General features: G+C 71.3%; 17 protein-coding genes and 1 riboswitch. Of the genes, 11 read left to right on the forward strand and 6 right to left on the reverse strand.

The window, feature by feature from the left end:
- Positions 1-14: 14 nt before the first annotated feature.
- From ACFY0K_RS07270 to ACFY0K_RS07285, 4 genes are all read left to right on the forward strand, one after another.
- The gene (locus ACFY0K_RS07270) at positions 15-587 is read left to right on the forward strand and encodes a GNAT family protein (RefSeq protein ID WP_351954749.1); all 573 of its coding nucleotides are present in this window, start codon (positions 15-17) and stop codon (positions 585-587) included.
- Positions 584-2,779: a prolyl oligopeptidase family serine peptidase gene (locus tag ACFY0K_RS07275; RefSeq protein WP_390639011.1), complete on the forward strand. Its 2,196-nt coding sequence runs from the start codon at positions 584-586 to the stop codon at positions 2,777-2,779. The genes ACFY0K_RS07270 and ACFY0K_RS07275 overlap by 4 nt, the downstream gene beginning before the upstream one ends.
- A gap of 306 nt (positions 2,780-3,085) precedes the next feature.
- Entirely contained in the window at positions 3,086-3,874 is a 789-nt protein-coding gene (locus tag ACFY0K_RS07280) for a hypothetical protein (protein WP_390639012.1), read from the forward strand.
- A 15-nt stretch (positions 3,875-3,889) separates the two neighbouring features.
- On the forward strand, positions 3,890-4,072 hold the full coding sequence (locus tag ACFY0K_RS07285; protein ID WP_382734942.1) for a hypothetical protein: 183 nt from the start codon (positions 3,890-3,892) through the stop codon (positions 4,070-4,072).
- A 160-nt stretch (positions 4,073-4,232) separates the two neighbouring features.
- Here the strand turns inward: ACFY0K_RS07285 and ACFY0K_RS07290 are convergent, their stop codons facing one another.
- Positions 4,233-5,609, reverse strand: a complete 1,377-nt coding sequence (locus tag ACFY0K_RS07290) for an IS1380 family transposase (RefSeq protein ID WP_390639013.1) — start codon at positions 5,607-5,609, stop codon at positions 4,233-4,235.
- Between the two features lie 144 nt (positions 5,610-5,753).
- On the opposite strand from ACFY0K_RS07290, the gene ACFY0K_RS07295 reads away from it, so the two are divergent.
- The 3 genes from ACFY0K_RS07295 to ACFY0K_RS07305 all read left to right on the forward strand — a co-directional run bounded on the left by ACFY0K_RS07295 (position 5,754) and on the right by ACFY0K_RS07305 (position 8,552).
- A complete protein-coding gene (locus ACFY0K_RS07295) occupies positions 5,754-6,398 on the forward strand; it encodes a hypothetical protein (RefSeq protein ID WP_390639014.1) in 645 nt (214 codons plus the stop codon).
- A 453-nt stretch (positions 6,399-6,851) separates the two neighbouring features.
- Positions 6,852-8,309 (forward strand): aldehyde dehydrogenase, encoded by a 1,458-nt coding sequence (locus ACFY0K_RS07300; RefSeq protein ID WP_390639015.1) that lies wholly within the window; start codon positions 6,852-6,854, stop codon positions 8,307-8,309.
- A 9-nt stretch (positions 8,310-8,318) separates the two neighbouring features.
- Positions 8,319-8,552: a ferredoxin gene (locus tag ACFY0K_RS07305; RefSeq protein WP_351954746.1), complete on the forward strand. Its 234-nt coding sequence runs from the start codon at positions 8,319-8,321 to the stop codon at positions 8,550-8,552.
- On the opposite strand, the gene ACFY0K_RS07310 is transcribed toward ACFY0K_RS07305, so the two are convergent.
- A complete protein-coding gene (locus tag ACFY0K_RS07310; protein WP_390639016.1) occupies positions 8,549-9,178 on the reverse strand; it encodes a 1,4-alpha-glucan branching protein in 630 nt (209 codons plus the stop codon). The genes ACFY0K_RS07305 and ACFY0K_RS07310 overlap by 4 nt on opposite strands.
- Before the next feature lie 141 nt (positions 9,179-9,319).
- Positions 9,320-9,501, forward strand: a riboswitch (TPP riboswitch).
- 18 nt (positions 9,502-9,519) lie between these two features.
- Complete coding sequence (locus ACFY0K_RS07315; RefSeq protein ID WP_390639017.1) at positions 9,520-10,149, reverse strand: TetR family transcriptional regulator; 630 nt, start codon at positions 10,147-10,149, stop codon at positions 9,520-9,522.
- Positions 10,150-10,369: 220 nt separating this feature from the next.
- Between ACFY0K_RS07315 and ACFY0K_RS07320 the strand changes: the two genes are divergently transcribed.
- Genes ACFY0K_RS07320 through ACFY0K_RS07330 form a run of 3 tightly spaced genes read left to right on the forward strand, consistent with a single transcriptional unit; the run spans position 10,370 to position 13,592 of the window.
- Positions 10,370-11,779: a glycosyltransferase family 4 protein gene (locus ACFY0K_RS07320; protein ID WP_390639018.1), complete on the forward strand. Its 1,410-nt coding sequence runs from the start codon at positions 10,370-10,372 to the stop codon at positions 11,777-11,779.
- A complete protein-coding gene (locus tag ACFY0K_RS07325; RefSeq protein ID WP_093503605.1) occupies positions 11,773-12,525 on the forward strand; it encodes a class I SAM-dependent methyltransferase in 753 nt (250 codons plus the stop codon). The genes ACFY0K_RS07320 and ACFY0K_RS07325 overlap by 7 nt, the downstream gene beginning before the upstream one ends.
- The gene (locus ACFY0K_RS07330) at positions 12,522-13,592 is read left to right on the forward strand and encodes a prenyltransferase/squalene oxidase repeat-containing protein (RefSeq protein WP_390639019.1); all 1,071 of its coding nucleotides are present in this window, start codon (positions 12,522-12,524) and stop codon (positions 13,590-13,592) included. Before ACFY0K_RS07325 ends, ACFY0K_RS07330 begins: the two co-directional genes overlap by 4 nt.
- A gap of 91 nt (positions 13,593-13,683) precedes the next feature.
- Here ACFY0K_RS07330 and ACFY0K_RS07335 read toward each other — a convergent pair whose 3' ends face one another.
- Complete coding sequence (locus ACFY0K_RS07335; RefSeq protein ID WP_351954740.1) at positions 13,684-13,971, reverse strand: hypothetical protein; 288 nt, start codon at positions 13,969-13,971, stop codon at positions 13,684-13,686.
- 136 nt (positions 13,972-14,107) lie between these two features.
- On the opposite strand from ACFY0K_RS07335, the gene ACFY0K_RS07340 reads away from it, so the two are divergent.
- Positions 14,108-14,671 (forward strand): hypothetical protein, encoded by a 564-nt coding sequence (locus ACFY0K_RS07340; RefSeq protein WP_390639020.1) that lies wholly within the window; start codon positions 14,108-14,110, stop codon positions 14,669-14,671.
- Between the two features lie 239 nt (positions 14,672-14,910).
- Here the strand turns inward: ACFY0K_RS07340 and ACFY0K_RS07345 are convergent, their stop codons facing one another.
- Both ACFY0K_RS07345 and ACFY0K_RS07350 read right to left on the reverse strand, forming a co-directional pair.
- Complete coding sequence (locus tag ACFY0K_RS07345) at positions 14,911-15,921, reverse strand: LLM class F420-dependent oxidoreductase (RefSeq protein WP_390639021.1); 1,011 nt, start codon at positions 15,919-15,921, stop codon at positions 14,911-14,913.
- 95 nt (positions 15,922-16,016) lie between these two features.
- Complete coding sequence (locus tag ACFY0K_RS07350; RefSeq protein ID WP_351954737.1) at positions 16,017-16,823, reverse strand: hypothetical protein; 807 nt, start codon at positions 16,821-16,823, stop codon at positions 16,017-16,019.
- Positions 16,824-16,870: the final 47 nt, after the last annotated feature.

The raw sequence follows: 16,870 nt of genomic DNA on the forward strand, positions 1-16,870 counted from the left end.
GATAGGAAGCGGGCATGCTCAGAGGTGACACGGTCGGGCTCAGGGCCCGGTACGAAGAGGACATCCCGGTGCTGCGGGCCGAGCTCTACGACGACGTGGTCTACTCCACGCAGGCCGGCAGCGGGCCGTGGCGGCCGGTGTCACCCGGCTCGACGGACTCGCGGCTCACGGTGGACCACGAGGACGACGAGAGCGTCAGGTTCTCCGTGGTGGAACTGGCGCGCGGCACGCTGGTCGGCAGTGCCACGCTGTGGGGCATCGACACCCACAACCGCCTCGCGCACATCGGGCTGGGCCTGCTGCCCGCCGCCCGCGGCAAGGGCTACGGCACCGACGTGGTCGCGGTCCTGTGCCACTACGGCTTCGTCGTGCGCGGCCTGCACCGCCTGCAGATCGAGACCCTGTCCGACAACGCCGCGATGCTGCGCGCCGCCGAGCGCAACGGCTTCGTCCGCGAGGGCGTGCTGCGCTCCTCGGCCTGGGTGATGGGCGGGTTCCTGGACGAGGTGCTGCTCGGGCTCCTCGCCGCGGAGTGGCGGCCGGCCGCGGGGACCCACGCCCGGAGCGACGGGCGGACGGACGCATGAGGCCCGCTGCCGACGGCGCAGTGGCGGACACGGCGGTTTCCCCACTCCTGCGCCAGGTCGCCCGCACCCGCCGCTTCACCCTCGGCGCACCCGCCCGTCCCACCGTGGCGCCGGACGGCGCCCGTGTCCTGTTCCTGCGGAGCCGGGCCGGCGACGATCCGGCCGGGTGCCTGTGGACGCTCGACCCGGCGACCGGCACGGAGCGGCTGCTGGCCGACCCCGCCGGACTGCTCGGCGACGCGGCCGACGAGGTGCCGCCGGAGGAGCGCATCCGGCGCGAGCGCGCCAGGCAGCAGTCCGCCGGGATCACCGACTACGCCACCGACGCGGCCGCCCGGACGGCCGCGTTCGCGCTCTCCGGACAGCTGTGGGTGGTGGACACGGGCTCCGGCGCCGTACGGCGACTGCCCGCCCGGCAGCCGGTGGTGGACCCGCGCCCGTCCCCCGACGGCCGGCACGTCGCCTACGTCTGCGGCGGGGCGCTCCGGGTGATCGGCGCGGACGGCGGCGGCGACCGGGCGGTGGCCGCGCCCGAGCCGGCCGAAGGCCCGGACGTCTTCTTCGGCCTGCCGGAACACGTGGCGAGCGAGTCGATGAACCGTCACCGGGCGTACTGGTGGGCGCCGGACGGGGAGCGGCTGCTGACCACCCGGGTGGACAACCGCGGGGTCGCGCTCTGGTACCTCGCCGACCCGGCCGACCCCGCCAAGCCGCCGCGCACGATCCGCTTCCCGCGGGTCGGTACCGCCAACGCCGACGTCACCCTGTGGATCGCCGACCTGGCGGGCAACCGTACCGAGGTCCGCTGGGACCGGGCCGGCTTCGAGTACCTGCCCGCGGCCGGCTGGGACGGGCAGGGCCCGTTCGCCGTCGTGCTCAGCCGCGACCAGCGCTCCCTCCGGGTGCTGGCCGTCGATCCGGCGGACGGTTCGACCGGCCTCCTGGCCGAGCGGCACGACGAGCGCTGGGTGGAGCTGCTGGTGCCGGGAGTGCCCGCGCGCACGGGCACCGGCCGGCTCGTCGACTACCTCGACCGGGACGAGACGCGGCACCTGACCGTCGACGGCACCCCTGTCACGCCGGACGGCCTGCACCTGCACGAGGTGCTCGCGGTGGACGGCGAGACGGTGTTCTTCACGGCGGCCGCGGAACCCACCGAGCGCCATGTGTGGAGATACCGGCCGGGCCAGGGCGTGCGCCGGCTGACCGAGCGGCCGGGCGTGCACTCCGGCGCCTTCGGCGGCAGCACGTTCGTCCGCGTCACGCGCACGCCCGAACTGCCGGGCTCGCACACCACCGTGCACCGGTTGACCGCGGACGGCAGCCCGGAGCCGGACGGCCCCGCTCCCGTCGAGATCCGCTCGCACGCCCAGCGCCCCCTGCTGAGCCTGCGCGTCGAGTCCGCCGTCGTCGGACGGCGCGAACTGCGCACGCACCTCTTCCTGCCCTCCTGGCACCGGGCCGGCGACGCCCCGCTGCCGGTGCTGGTCGACCCGTACGGCGGCCCCGCCATGCAGAAGGTGCTGGCCGAACAGGCCTCGCACGCCTTCGTCTCCCAGTGGTTCGCCGAACAGGGCTTCGCGGTGCTGGTCGCGGACGGCGCGGGCACGCCCGGACGCGGGCCGCGCTGGGAGAAGGAGATCTTCGGCGACCTGCTCGGCCCGACCCTGGACGACCAGGTCACCGCCCTGCACGCGACGGCCGAGCGCCACCCGGAGCTGGACCTCGGCCGGGTGGGCATCCGCGGCTGGTCGTTCGGCGGGATCCTGGCCGCCGCCGCGGTGCTGCGCAGGCCCGACGTCTTCCACGCCGCGGTGTCCGGCGCCCCGCTCACCGACCAACGGCTCTACGACGCCTGCTGGAAGGAGCGCTTCCTCGGCCTGCCCGACCGGTACCCGGAGCACTACGAGTCGTCCTCGCTGCTCGCCGACGCCCCGAAGCTCAGCCGCCCGCTGCTGCTGGTGCACGGGCTGGCCGACGACAACGTCTTCGTGGCCGGCACCCTGCGGCTGTCCGCCGCCCTGCTGGCCGCCGGGAAACCGCACGAGGTGCTGCCGCTGAGCGGCATGACCCACGCCGCACCGGCCGACGACACGTTCGCCCGGCTGCTGGGCCACCAACTGGACTTCCTCCGCCGCCACCTGACCGACCGCCCCGCCACGACCACCCCGGCCAGCACGCCCCTGGCTTAGTTCAACTAGAACGGGTTTCTCGTCGGATGACCTCAGGAGAAGTTCACTCGAGGTGGCTCTGACCAGCGGCGGAGCCGTGGGTGTTTGTCGTTGTTGGTCGTCTCCGGTCGCTGTCGGACGGCCCAGAGACGGCCCGGCCTGGGCCCGCCGCGCTGCGCGTTCTGGAGTACTAAGCTGGCTGAGGCTCGGCGCGCTGAACAGCTGACGCTGGTGCGGGAGTTCATCGGCCTGGCTCAGGAATCGCCATCCTTGACTCACCCTTTCGCGGCATGCCAGGATCCCTGTCGCACCCAATATGGCGGGTGCATGACGAGTCTGACCAGCCGTCATAGGCCGCAACTGAAATCATCGAAAGGTGCTTTCAGTAGACAGCTAGGAATACATTTGAATACGAAGGTTTCGCGTGCCGCCGTACTGGCAATGGCCGTAGCGATGACGGGCGCGCTTATCGGGGGATCCGCCAGCGCGGCAATCGCGGCGTCGAAGGCCACTCGCATCACCACCGCTGAAACCCGGCACAAGCGGACTTCACTCACGCCTGTTGCCTCGACCGACGCCGCACCTTCCTCCAGTCCGCTGCACGCACTGAACGGCTACGTCTCATATTCACAAGACGGCTACCGCATCGACGCCCCAGCCTCCGTGCTGGCCGAGGTTCCGCAGGCCGACCTCGACAAGCTCGACGCCTACATCGACGCCGTGAACGGTGACATCAAGAGTGGCAATCTCGTGATGTCTGCCGAGGGTGTGGCGGAAAGTGCTCCGAGCGAGGCACCCGCGCGCAACGCCTCGGCTGTCGAGCAGGCAGCCGCACAATCCAAGGGCCACGGGTACATCAAGTCACACTGGTACGGCGTCGAGGTGGGACTGGACAGCTGGCTGACCAACAAGGTGGAAGGCGGTGCCTGGACCGGCGCCGGGCTCGCGACGCTTGCCAGCCTGCTTGGTGGGGGACGGACCGCCTCTCTCGTGGCGGCGGCGCTGGGGACTGCTGCGGGCGCAATACAGGTCTGCCAGCACAAGGACGGCTGGACAATCCTGTACTGGCTCGGCTCAATTGTCCCTACCGCGTTCGTGTGTAACCCGTTTGGCTAACATGGAGAAACTCTGATGAGTCCAGCAGTAAAGCAGGTCGTTGCCACGACGATCGTTGGAATTCTGGCCCTCCTCGCTCTAATCTCGTTCTTCGCTCAACTGCATTCCTCGGAAAACTATGCGAAGATCTTCGGAGCAGCCGCCTTTGTCGCGGGGGCTATCTTCTTTGCGCTCGGCTGGGTAAAGCGGAGGGATTAGCCTTGATCTTTCGTGACCGTCCGTCGGTCTGCCATGCGGGCCGTTTCGGCCGTTCGGGCTGATGGTGGGCATGGCTGCGGCCCGGCTGTCGCGTCGGGTGGGCGCCGGATTCCACGGCTCCGGCAGGGGGTGTCTCGTCGGGACGGGGCGCCGTTGCTGGTCAGCCGGGGTTCGGCAGCGCCTGGAGCCGCTCGAACGCGGTGGTGATCACGTGCGTCCAGGGCCAGTGGCGGGCCAGACGGAGCCAGCGGCGGCGGCCGGTGGTGACCAGCTGAGCGGTGGCGGAGAACAGCCGCAGCCGCAATCGCTTGGGCTCCCATCGGCGGGCTGCGCCGCTGAGGGCGAGCATCGGCAGCCAGGCGAGCAGGTCCAGAGCGATCTGGACGATCTCCAGCCAGACGCGGTTCTGGGCGGCGTCGTGCAGAGGGAGGTTGCGCAGTCCGGTGTCGCGGGCGGCACGGATGCGGTCCTCGGCCCTGGCCCGCTGGCGGTGCCGCAGCTCCAGCCGCGCGATCGGAACGTCGATCGTGTTGGTCGCGAAGCACGTGATCCGCATGCCGTCGGCGTCGGTGATCCGCAACTGGGCGCCCGGATGCGGTCGTTCCTTGCGCACGATCAACCGCATGCCCTTCGGCCAGCCGTTGAGCACGTCGCCCGCGAGCTCTGCAACCCAGGCTCCGTCGCGTACGTTGCCGTCCGGTTCGATCGCGGGCGTCCAAGCGGCGGCGGGGACGAGGAGGACGGCCTGGTGGATCGCGTCGGTAATGACCATCCCGACCGAGTAGGACAGCCAACGTCCCCGTGCGGTGAGCCAGTTCAGGAAGTCGTGGGTGCCGCCGGCGGAGTCGGTGCGGATCAGGGTCCGTCGCCCGCGCCGGTGCCTATTCGGCAGCTGAGCCAGCGCCAGGCGGGCTGCTTCGATGTGGTCGGCGGCGGTGTTGCTGCCTGCATTGCCAGGCCGCAGCAGGCCCGCGACCGGCTCGCCGGAGCCCTCGGAACCGTGGTCGACGAACGCGAACAGCGGGTGGTGTCCGAAGGTCTTCTTCCAGGTCGCGGCGGCGTCCTGTTTCTCCGAGTGGGCCAGGACCAGCACGCCGTCGATGTCCACGATCACCTGGCCGCCTGCGTGCGGCGCCGCCTCACCGGCCAACGTCCAGACCCGCTCGCGGACTTCGGCCCGTGCCTTCCGCAAGGCCACCAGTCCACCGGGACCGGTAGCGGCGAGGGTGTCGACCAACCGGGACACAGTCGGGTCCGAAGCGACCGGGCCGAACATTCCAGGCTCCGCCCGCAGCATCGCCACATCCGCCAGGCAGTCACCGCCCAGCGCGACCGCCAGGGCAAGGTCAAGCAGGATCTTGCCCGGATCGTGCACCGCCCGCGGCCTTTGCCACGGCGCGAGCGCCGCCGACAGCGCGGCGTCCAAGCCGGTCCGGCGGGCGGTCTCCACCAGCAGCACCCCGCCGCCCTGCGTGATCACCCCGTTGCCGCCACCCGACACCCGCAGCCGCGGGTAGGAACCGATACGCTTGCTCACCTGAGAAGTGCCTCCGGCCGGTGCGGGAACAGGGACTTCGACAATCCTCATTCTTGCAGGTCAGAGGCACTTTTCGGTTAGCTGATCACCTGCCGGACAGTTCACCTCGTCGAGGCGCGGGGTGGGTAGAGGGGGATAGGCGCGATGACGTCGCAAGGCTCTCAAGAGGCCGCCGCAAGGGCTCGGTCGGTATGGACGCTCACACCGCTGGAGAGCGTCGGGCCGTTGCGGTTCGGCATGAGCATGGATGAGGCCGCGACGGCGCTGCCGGAGGCCTATGAGCTGCGCCGGTTCCAGGCGGAACCCTTTCGCCCAGAGGTCGTGGGTATCCAGTTGGGGCTCAGTCCGGCGGAACCCACCGTCTACGAGTACTTCGATGGCTCCTGCCGACTGTTCTGCGTTGCGACTGATGCCGTTCGCGGGCCGCAGATCATGCTGAACGGGATGGAGTTGGCCGGCGGCGACCCGGCTGAGCTGGAGAATTGGCTGTTCAATCTCCCCGACTCGATGGGCGGCGTGTCCTATGGACCGCGCGGCAACCCCGGGATCAACGACTTGGGCCTGGTCCTGCGAGTGCAAGACACGGCACGCGGACTGGTGACCCGGCCGGTGCTGATCGGCCGCGACTGGGCCGATCGCTGCGTCGACGACTGGGAAGGCGCGATCCCGGAATGCGAGTGGGTGGGCCACATGTGGCCCCACCCATCGTTCCCCGGAGTACGCGTCTGGCCTTCAGACGAAGCCGGATACACAGCGGCCTGGGCAGGTCGATGGTCGCCGCCGTTCTAACTGGGTCAACTGCCGAGCCGCCGTACGTTCGGGCGGCACAGCCGTTGCTCACCGGGGAAGTGCTCCCGACCGGTGCGGAAGAAGGACCTCGGCCATGCTCGTTTTCGCTGGGCAGAGGCTCTTTTCCTTCAGCCGATCACCTGCCGGACATCCCATCTCGTGAAAGCACGAGGTTAAGTGGTGCGGGGCGGGATCTGCTCGCTGTGCTACTCCAGCTGAGGCAGTCCATTGGCTGCGCAGGTACTACACGCCTGGACGGGAGATGCATCTGGAGGGCGGTCGACGGCATGGCCGTAGGGAGCGGTGACGGCCCACAGGCGGCTCGTGCGGCCTGACGGCATCCCCTTCAGCGTCAAAACCGCTGGTGGGAGCCTATTCGGCCCTGCCCCTGGCTTACTTCAACTAGAACTGGTATCAGTTCTGAAACATCGTCAGGAAGGGTGGCGGGGCGCCATGACCGAGTTCCTGGAACACGGACAGCTGTTCATCGGCGGGGAGTTGACCGACCCTCTGGGCAAGGACGTCATCGAGGTGGTCTCGCCGCACACCGAGGAGGTCTTCGGGCGGGTGCCGCACGCCTCGCGCGCGGACGTGGACCGGGCGGTGGCGGTGGCGCGGCGGGCGTTCGACGAGGGGCCCTGGCCGCGGATGACGCCGGAGGAGCGGATCGAGGTCGTCACCCGGATCAAGGACGCGATCGCCGTGCGGCACGAGGAGATCGCCCGGGTGATCTCCTCCGAGAACGGTTCGCCGTACTCCTGGAGCGTCCTCGCGCAGGCGCTCGGCGCGATGATGGTGTGGGACGCGGCGATCAGGGTCGCGCGCGACTTCACGTACGAGGAGACGCGCGACGGCGTGCTCGGGCGGATCCTGGTGCGGCGGGAGCCGGCCGGGGTGGTGGCGGCCGTGGTGCCGTGGAACGTGCCCCAGTTCGTGGCCGCCGCCAAGCTCGCCCCCGCGCTGCTCACCGGCTGCACGGTGGTGCTCAAGCCGTCCCCGGAGTCACCGCTGGACGCCTACATCCTCGGCGAGATCACGAAGGAGGCCGGGCTGCCCGAGGGCGTGCTGTCGATCCTCCCCGCGGACCGCGAGGTGAGCGAGTACCTGGTCTCCCACCCGGGCGTCGACAAGGTCTCCTTCACCGGCTCCGTCGCCGCCGGCCGGCGCGTGATGGAGGTCGCCGCGAAGAACCTCACCCGGGTGACCCTGGAACTCGGCGGCAAGTCGGCGGCCGTCGTGCTCCCGGACGCGGACGCGGAAGCCGCCGTCGCCGGCATCGTCCCGGCGGCCTGGATGAACAACGGCCAGGCCTGCGTCGCCCAGACCCGCATCCTCGTCCCGCGCTCGCGCTACGACGAGTTCGCCGACGCCTTCGCGGCCGCGGCGAGCGCCCTCAAGGTCGGCGACCCGCTGGACCCGGCCACCCAGGTGGGCCCGCTGGTCGCGCGCCGCCAGCAGCAGCGGAACCTGGACTACATCCGCATCGGGCAGGAGGAGGGCGCGAAGATCCTCACGGGCGGCGGCCGTCCCGCCGGTCTGGAGAAGGGCTGGTACGTCGAGCCCACCCTCTTCGGCGACGTCGACAACTCCATGCGGATCGCCCGCGAGGAGATCTTCGGCCCGGTGATCTGCCTGCTCCCGTACGGCGACGAGACCGAGGCCCTGAAGATCGCGAACGACTCGGAGTACGGGCTGAGCGGCAGCGTCTGGACGGCGGACGTGGCGCACGGCATCGAGGTCGCGCGGCAGGTCCGCACCGGGACCTACTCCGTGAACACCTTCAGCCTGGACATGCTCGGCCCCTTCGGCGGCTACAAGAACTCCGGTCTGGGGCGGGAGTTCGGTCCCGAGGGGTACGGCGAGTTCCTCGAACACAAGATGATCCACCTGCCGGCCGGCTGGGAGGGGTGAGGGGCCGCCATGGGTGACCGCTGGCACGTCGAGGTCGACCGTTCGATCTGCATCGGCTCGGCCCAGTGCGTCCACCGTGCCACCGGCTCCTTCCGCCTCGACTCCGCCATGCAGTCCCACCCCGTGGACCCGGAGACGGACGCCAGCGGAAGGGTCCTCGACGCGGCGGAGAACTGCCCGGTGGAAGCGATCACGATCACCCTGCTGGGCAGCGGGGAGCCGGTGTTCCCGCCGGAGGACTAACGCCTTTCGAGGGTCGCGAACAGCGCGCGGGCACGGGTGCCGTCCGGCTGTTCCCAGGCGCCGGTGACGTGCCCGAGCGCGCCGTCGGGTGCCGTAGAGCCGGCGGTCAGCACACGCCGCAGCCGCAGCACCAGGCCGTCGCCGCCCGGTACGGCGAACTCGGTGCTCCGGTCGGTGTCGGCGGGGGCACCGAGGCCGGGCACCGGACCCGCGCCGGCGTAGGACCGGGCGACCTCGCGGTCGGGGGTGTCGGTGATGCTCTGCGCCTGGGCCTCGGCGCGGCCCTCGATCAGGGCGAGCAGCCCGGCGGTGAGGACCGGGTCGTGGCAGCCGTCGTAGGCCCAGCGGGTGCCGAGCACCCCGTGCTCCATGGTGCCGACGAGCGCGTGGTCGGCGCCGGGCAGCGGGGCGCCGCGGTAGGTGAGCGGTACGAGATAGGCCGCCGAGCCGTCCCTGACGACCATGAACTCGATCCCGACCTCGCCCGCCGGGTCGTCCAGCCGGAAGCCGCCGGCCTTCGTCAACGCCGGTGCGGCGGGGCCGTGGTACCAGGGGCGGGTGGGGAGCCAGCCGGCGAGGAGTTCGACCTTGGTGGGCGTGAGGGTGGTGTGGTGGATGAGTGCCATGGGGAGGATTCTGCGTTCGGGCGGCGGCGCCCCGCCAGGCGGTTTCCGGCGTCCGGCGGCCACCCCTACCAGGAAAAGTCCAAAAAATCCATCTTTGGGGGTTCTCTTCTGCTTCAGGCGTTCTATGCTGGAAGCAGCCTACGAGGCGAGTGAGGGAGTCCGAGCGGAGTAGCCGACTCAGGCGTGACGCAGATGCAGAGGCATCCGCCAGTGCCGACGTCGACGGTCGGGCTGAGAGGCCGGAAGGCAGCAGTTGAGCCGGACGGCGACCCCCAGGACCTGATCCGGACCATGCCGGCGAAGGGAACCCGTCTCGTAGGTCTTTCCATGCTCCGCGGCGCCTAGGGCTTCCCCGCCGGCTCCGTCAGGTCGATCAGGCGGCACACCGTCTCGATGTCGATCTTCACCTGGGCGATGGAGGCGCGGCCCGAGAGCCAGGTGATCAGCGCCGAGTGCCAGGTGTGCTCGATCACCCGGACGGCGGACAGCTGGGCCGGGGTGGGGTCGGTAAGCCCCATCGCGTCCAGGATGATCGCCGTCGTCTGCCGGGAGACCTGGTCCACCTCGGGGGAGACGCTGCGGTCGGCGAAGGTGAGGGCCCTGACCATCGCGTCGGCCAGGTGCGGCTCCCGCTGCAGGGCGCGGAAGGCCCGCATCAGGGTCTCGGCGACCCGCTCGGACGCCGTCTCGCCGGCCGGCGGCTTCTTGCGCAGCGTGCCGTGCATGTGCTCCAGCTGGTCCTGCATGGTCGCGACGAGCAGATGCACCTTGGACGGAAAGTAGCGGTAGAGCGTGCCCAGGGCCACCTGGGAGGACTCGGCCACCTCCCGCATCTGCACCGCGTCGAAACCGCCCCGGCTGGCCAGCTGGGCGCTCGCGTGCAGGATCCGGCGGCGCCGGGCCTCCTGCCGCTCGGTGAGCGGCGCAGTGGCCGATCTGGCGCCGATGTCCACCTTGGCTTCCGCAGGCATGGGTCCCGTCCGTGACAGTCGGTGAGGGCAGTGCTCAGGGCGAGTGATCAGACAGCATGGCAGGGGTTCCCGCCGTGGCGCGAATCACCCGATGCGCTGCTCACTCCGCCCCTACCTGCCGGTAGATTCAGAGGCTCTTGAACGATCAAGTCTGAAACTTGTTCTAGATTAGCGTCCCGGCGTAATCTCGCGGGAAAGTGCAGGGAGAAGGGGGCCGGGAGTGACCGCTGAGGCCAGTCGGGCGGGTGCCGACGAGGAACCCGCCGCCGACGGCGAGCGACCGCTCGACATCGCGCTCCTCACCTATAAAGGGAACCCGTTCTGCGGCGGCCAGGGCGTCTACGTACGGCACCTGTCGCGCGAGCTGGCCCGGCTCGGGCACCGGGTCGAGGTGATCGGGTCACAGCCGTACCCCGTCCTGGACGAGGGGTACCCCCGGCTCACCCTCACCGAGCTGCCCAGCCTCGACCTGTACCGCTCCCCGGACCCCTTCCGGACGCCGAAGCGGGACGAGTACCGGGACTGGGTCGACGCCCTCGAAGTGGCGACCATGTGGACCGGCGGCTTCCCCGAACCGCTGACCTTCTCGCTGCGCGCCCGCCGCCATCTGCGCGCCCGCGCCGGGGAGTTCGACGTCGTACACGACAACCAGACCCTCGGATACGGCCTGCTGGGCGACATCGGCGCCCCGCTGGTCACCACCATCCACCACCCCATCACCGTCGACCGGCAGTTGGAGCTGGACGCCGCCGAGGGCTGGAAACGGCGGTACTCCGTACGGCGCTGGTACGCCTTCACCCGGATGCAGAAGCGGGTCGCCCGCAGGCTGCCCTCCGTGCTCACCGTCTCCGGCACCTCCCGCCAGGAGATCGTCGACCACCTCGGCGTCCGCGAGGACCGCGTGCACGTCGTCCACATCGGCGCCGACACCGACCTCTTCGCGCCGAATCCGGCCGTCCCCCAGGTGCCCGGCCGGATCGTCACCACCTCCAGCGCGGACGTGCCCCTCAAGGGGCTGGTGTACCTCGTCGAGGCCCTCGCCAAGGTACGCACCGAGCACCCCGCCGCCCACCTCGTCGTGGTCGGCAAGCGGCCCGCCGAGGGGCCCGTCGCGCAGGCGATGGAACGTTACGGCCTCGTGGGTGCCGTCGAGTTCGTGAAGGGCATCTCCGACGCCGAACTCGTCGACCTGGTCCGCTCCGCCGAGGTCGCCTGCGTGCCCTCGCTCTACGAGGGTTTCTCGCTGCCCGCCGCCGAGGCCATGGCGACCGGCACCCCGCTGGTCGCCACGACCGGCGGCGCGATCCCCGAGGTCGCCGGGCGCGACGGGGAGACCTGCCTGGCCGTACCGCCGGGCGACGCGGGCGCGCTGGCGGCCGCGCTGAACCGGCTGCTCGGCGACCCGGAGCTGCGGCTGCGGCTGGGCGCGGCCGGCCGCGAGCGCGTGCTGCGGCACTACACCTGGGCGCGTGCCGCGGAGGGCACGGTGGCCCGCTACCGCGAGGCGATCGCCCGCACCGCGGCCGTCCCCGGCGCCGCCTCCGTCGCCCCCGCCGCGCCCCGCAGTCCCGGCCGCGACGCGGCCTCAGCTGGTGTTCGTCACGAGAGTGAAAGCAGGGCCACGTGCTGACCGTCGACTTCTCCCGGTTCCCGCTCGCGCCGGGCGACCGCGTCCTGGACCTCGGCTGCGGGGCCGGCCGGCACGCCTTCGAGTGCTACCGGCGCGGCGCGCAGGTGGTGGCCCTGGACCAGAACGGCGAGGAGATCCGCGAGGTCGCCAAGTGGTTCGCGGCGATGAAGGAGGCCGGCGAGGCCCCGGCCGGCGCGACCGCCACCGCCATGGAGGGCGACGCCCTCGCGCTGCCCTTCCCCGACGAGTCCTTCGACGTCGTCATCATCTCCGAGGTGATGGAGCACATCCCCGACGACAAGGGCGTGCTCGCCGAGATGGTGCGGGTGCTCAAGCCCGGCGGCCGGATCGCCGTCACCGTGCCCCGCTACGGCCCCGAGAAGGTCTGCTGGGCGCTCTCCGACGCCTACCACGAGGTCGAGGGCGGCCACATCCGCATCTACAAGGCCGACGAACTGGTCGGGAAGATCAGGGAAGCCGGGCTGCGGCCCTACGGCAGCCACCACGCGCACGCGCTGCACTCCCCGTACTGGTGGCTGAAGTGCGCGTTCGGCGTCGACAACGACAAGGCGCTGCCGGTGCGGGCGTACCACAAGCTGCTGGTCTGGGACATCATGAAGAAGCCGCTGGCCACGCGGGTCGCCGAACAGGCGCTGAACCCGGTCATGGGCAAGAGCTTCGTCGTCTACGCCACCAAGCCGCACCTGCCCGCGGTGTCCGACGAGGCCGGGGCGGCCGCCAAGTGACCACCCCCCGGACAGAACACCTCGTCCTGCCCGGGGTCCTCACCGCCGAGCAGGCCGCCGCGACCGTCCGCGGCATCCTCGCCGTGCAGCGGGAGGACGGCGCGATCCCGTGGTTCCGGGGCCACCACCTCGACCCCTGGGACCACACCGAGGCCGCGATGGCGCTGGACGCGGCCGGGGAGCACGCGGCGGCCGAGCGGGCGTACCGCTGGCTGGCCCGGCACCAGAACGAGGACGGCTCCTGGTACGCCGCCTACGCCGACGGCGCGCACGACGACGTCACCGACCGCGCCCGCGAGTCCAACTTCGTCGCGTACATCGCCGTCGGCGTCTGGCACCACTACCTCTCCACCGGCGACGACACGTTCCTGGACCGGATGTGGCCCGCCGTCCACGCGGCCGTCGAATGGGTGCTGCGGCTGCAGCAGCCGGGCGGCGAGATCGGCTGGCGCCGCGAGGACGACGGCAAGCCCACCGACGAGGCGCTGCTGACCGGGAGTTCGTCCATCCACCACGCGCTGCGCTGCGCGCTCGCCATCGCCGAGCAGCGGGAGGAGCCGCAGCCCGACTGGGAGTTGGCGGTGGGCGCGCTGCGGCACGCGATACGTCGGCACCCGGAGCGGTTCCTGGACAAGGACCGGTACTCGATGGACTGGTACTACCCGGTCCTCGGCGGGGCGTTGACGGGTGCGGAGGCGGGCGCGCGGATCGAGAAGGACTGGGACCGGTTCGTCGTGCCCGGGTTCGGGGTGCGGTGTGTCGTACCCAACCCGTGGGTGACGGGCGGTGAGTCGGCCGAACTGGCGCTGGCGCTGTGGGCGGTGGGGGAGTCCGACCGGGCGCTGGAGATCCTCCAGTCCATCCAGCATCTGCGGGACGCCGAGTCGGGGCTGTACTGGACCGGGTACGTCTTCGAGGACGACGCGGTGTGGCCGCGGGAGCTGACGACGTGGACGGCGGGGTCGTTGCTGCTCGCCGTGGCCGCGCTCGGGGGGCATGACGCCACCTGCGCCGTTTTCGGAGGCGGGGAGCTTCCCTCCGGGCTCGAGGTGGACTGCTGCGCCTGAAGGGGCGGGGGAGCTGCGGTAGCGCGGGTGCGGGCCCGTCGTGGTCGCTCGCGCAGTTCCCCGCGCCCCTGAAGGGGCGCTTTCACTTACCTCAGTGCCGGTGCATGCGGTTGGCGATCGCGTGGCCTACGAACAGGTAGACCACCGCGGCCAGGCCGTAGCCGGCCACCACTCGCGCCCATGCCGCGTCGAAGGTGAACAGGTCATGTGACCAGCCGGCAAGCCAGCTGGCCGCGTCGTGGACGAACTGGACCAGGCTGTTCGCCCGGTTCGCGTCCAACAGGTACATCAGGATCCACAGGCCCAGGATGAGGGCCATGATGTCGGCGACGATCGCGACGACCCTACCGGCCTGATTGGCACCGCGTTCAGAGGACATACCCTGCGCCTTGCCGCCGAAGGGTCCTTGAAACCTGTACAGCGTTCCCCCGAGTGGCGAGGTGCCGCCATCTGGGTGACGCTGCCGGAGGAAGCAACCCGCTCGGGGAGGACACCGAGACACACGGGAGGACCCCGTGCCCGTACCGATACGGCGCCTCGCCGTCACGCTCACCCTCTGCTGTGCCCTGGTCGCCGGCGTCACCGCCTGCGCCGGCGGCGTCCAGAGCAAGTCCGTCGACCGTGGTGCAGCGGCGGCCCCGGTGGCCGACACGCCCAGTCCGAGCACGTCCGCGCAGAAGCAGAAGTTCGCCAAGACCCGGTTCGTCGCCAACGCGGGTCTCGCCGCGGGCGCGACCTACCAGTGGATCGTGAAACCGTGGAAGGCCGGAAAGTTCAAGAAGGGCGCCCACGGCCGCACCTACACCCTGGTCAAGGCCGGCCTGGCCGGCACCTTCGCCTACAACCGGCTCAAGGCCGCCCAGCGCAACGCCCAGGGCGACCCGCTGCTCTCCAAGGCCCTCGCCCCGCTCACCGCCGCGATCGACGGGCTGAAGGACCTGCCGGCCAAGCTCCGCAAGGGCGATACGAACGCGGCGAGTTCGTTCCAGGACGTCATCAACAACGTGAAGGACGCGGGCAAGAGCGCCGGCGCCCCGGTCACCGACCAGGTGCCCAAGGCCTCCCAGCTCACCCACTGACGGCCGCGGTCGCCGCCGGGCGGCTAGGGGCTGTCCGGCGGATCAAGTCGCAGGAAGGCGGCGGTAACTGATCGGCCGAGGTGAGCGGGGTCTGGTGCGTCCGACTGCAAGGCGGAGGAGGGAGTCGACGCGGTGGGGGCACTTCCCGGCCGAAGGCTGGGGGACGTCGGCGACCGACGACAACGCCGCGGGCGGGCGTGGCAGACCCCGCGTCTGCGGCATGATCCGCCGGACAGCCCCTAGGAGTTGAGCTCGGCCAGCACCCGCAGGGTGTGCGGGTCGGGGGACAGGGCCAGCAGGTCGGTCACCGGGCCCTTGCGCCACAACTCCAGCCGCTCGGCGATGCGTTCGCGGGGACCGACCAGGGAGATCTCGTCGGCGAACGCGTCCGGCACCGCCAGCACCGCCTCTTCGCGCCGCCCGGACAGGAACAGCTCCTGGATCCGCCGGGCCTCCTCCTCGTACCCCATGCGGGCCATGAGGTCGGCGTGGAAGTTGCGGGCGGCGTGGCCCATGCCGCCGATGTAGAAGCCGAGCATGGCCTTGACGGGGAGGAGCCCCGCCGCCACGTCGTCGCAGACCCTGACCTGGGCCATGGGGGCGACGAGGAAGCCCTCCGGGAGACCGGCGACCGCCGGGCCGTACACCTCGGGGCGGCTCGGCGCCCAGTACAGCGGCAGCCAGCCGTCGGCGATCCGGGCCGTCTGGGCGACGTTCCTCGGCCCCTCGGCACCGAGCAGGACCGGCAGCCCGGCCCGGAGGGGATGGGTGATCGGCTTCAGCGGCTTGCCGAGACCGGTTGCGTCCGGCCCCCGGTACGGGAGCGGGTGGAAACGCCCGTCCACCGTCACCGGCCCCTCCCGGCACAGCACCTGGCGTACGACGTCCACGTACTCCCGGGTCGCGGTCAGCGGCGACTTCGGGAACGGGCGGCCGTACCAGCCCTCGACGACCTGCGGCCCGGACAGCCCGAGCCCGAGCAGCACCCGGCCCCCGGACAGGTGGTCCAGGGTCAGCGCGTGCATCGCGGTGGTGGCCGGCGACCGGGCCGCCATCTGCGCAACTGCCGTACCCAGCTTGATCGTCGACGTCTGCGCGGCGATCCAGGTGAGCGGGGTGAAGGCGTCCGAGCCCCAGGACTCCGCCGTCCACACCGAGTCGTACCCGAGCCGCTCCGCCTCCCGCGCCAGCGGCACATGGTCGGGGGAGGGTCCGCGCCCCCAGTAACCGAGTGCCAACCCGAGCCGCATGACCGCCTCCTGACATCACGTCAGACAACTGCCGGGCGACTGTACGACAACGGCCCCGCACCCGGAAGGGCAAGGGGCCGTAGGTGCGGGGCCGTTCAGCCGCGCTGGATCCCGGAGGTGTCCTGGAGCACGCCGCGGCGGCCGTCCTGGGTCTGCGCGACCAGCGCGGCACCGCGCTGCTCAACCGCCAAGTACCAGGTGCCGGGGGCGAGTTCGGCGATCGGCGCGGACGAGCCGTCCTCCGCGAACAGCGGCCGCGACACCGGCACGGCGAACCAGAACGGCGAGAAGTCGGGGGCCGGCGCCTGCTGCGCGGGGGCCTGGGGCTGCTGCTGGCCGTAGGGCTGACCGGGCTGCGGCTGCGGCTGCGCGCCGTAGGGCTGACCGGGCTGCGGGGCGCCGGCACCCGGGTAGCCGTAGCCGCCGGGAGGCTGGGCGCCGTAGGGCTGCGGGGCCTGCGGCTTGGGCGCCGGGATCAGGGCCGCCTGGAGCGCCGGGACCAGCGGGGTGGCGATCGCTGCCGCGGCCAGGACCAGCGCCGCGATCAGGCCGAGGATCAGACCGGAACCCGCGCCGACGTCGGCGCCGCCCAACTGGTCGGAGAACGCGCCCAGCGGGTCGATGGTCGACCAGAACGCGGTCCACAGGGAGAACACCGTGAGGCCGACGCCGAGCTGGCCCAGGTCGAGCCCGGCGAACTTGAACGGCTGCGGCAGCGCGCGGGCGAGGACGATCAGGACCGCGCCGGCGATGCCGCCGACGTACATGCTCATCACGAGGCCGAGGTTGTCCCAGGCGTTCGGGCCGGACTTGTCGAACGTGTCGAGGAACGACGCGACGAACAGCAACACCGCTGCTCCGATCACCGCGCCGTCGCCTCTAGTGAGGGAGCGGATATTCACTTCAGGTCCTTCGTGGGTCGTCTCGTCGGCGGAGGAGGCGTCGCGAG

It is taken from the genome of Streptomyces sp. NPDC001507 (assembly GCF_042894765.1).
Classification (GTDB): Bacteria; Actinomycetota; Actinomycetes; order Streptomycetales; family Streptomycetaceae; genus Streptomyces.

What these genes read in the sequence shown, in the direction of transcription:
- ACFY0K_RS07345 (WP_390639021.1), bottom strand. Translation starts at nt 15,921, where the DNA reads ATGCGGCTCGGGTTGGCACTCGGTTACTGGGGGCGCGGACCCTCCCCC.
- ACFY0K_RS07285 (WP_382734942.1), top strand. Translation starts at nt 3,890, where the DNA reads ATGAGTCCAGCAGTAAAGCAGGTCGTTGCCACGACGATCGTTGGAATT.
- ACFY0K_RS07300 (WP_390639015.1), top strand. Translation starts at nt 6,852, where the DNA reads ATGACCGAGTTCCTGGAACACGGACAGCTGTTCATCGGCGGGGAGTTG.
- ACFY0K_RS07270 (WP_351954749.1), top strand. Translation starts at nt 15, where the DNA reads ATGCTCAGAGGTGACACGGTCGGGCTCAGGGCCCGGTACGAAGAGGAC.
- ACFY0K_RS07335 (WP_351954740.1), bottom strand. Translation starts at nt 13,971, where the DNA reads ATGTCCTCTGAACGCGGTGCCAATCAGGCCGGTAGGGTCGTCGCGATC.
- ACFY0K_RS07280 (WP_390639012.1), top strand. Translation starts at nt 3,086, where the DNA reads ATGACGAGTCTGACCAGCCGTCATAGGCCGCAACTGAAATCATCGAAA.
- ACFY0K_RS07310 (WP_390639016.1), bottom strand. Translation starts at nt 9,178, where the DNA reads ATGGCACTCATCCACCACACCACCCTCACGCCCACCAAGGTCGAACTC.
- ACFY0K_RS07295 (WP_390639014.1), top strand. Translation starts at nt 5,754, where the DNA reads ATGACGTCGCAAGGCTCTCAAGAGGCCGCCGCAAGGGCTCGGTCGGTA.
- ACFY0K_RS07315 (WP_390639017.1), bottom strand. Translation starts at nt 10,149, where the DNA reads ATGCCTGCGGAAGCCAAGGTGGACATCGGCGCCAGATCGGCCACTGCG.
- ACFY0K_RS07305 (WP_351954746.1), top strand. Translation starts at nt 8,319, where the DNA reads ATGGGTGACCGCTGGCACGTCGAGGTCGACCGTTCGATCTGCATCGGC.
- ACFY0K_RS07275 (WP_390639011.1), top strand. Translation starts at nt 584, where the DNA reads ATGAGGCCCGCTGCCGACGGCGCAGTGGCGGACACGGCGGTTTCCCCA.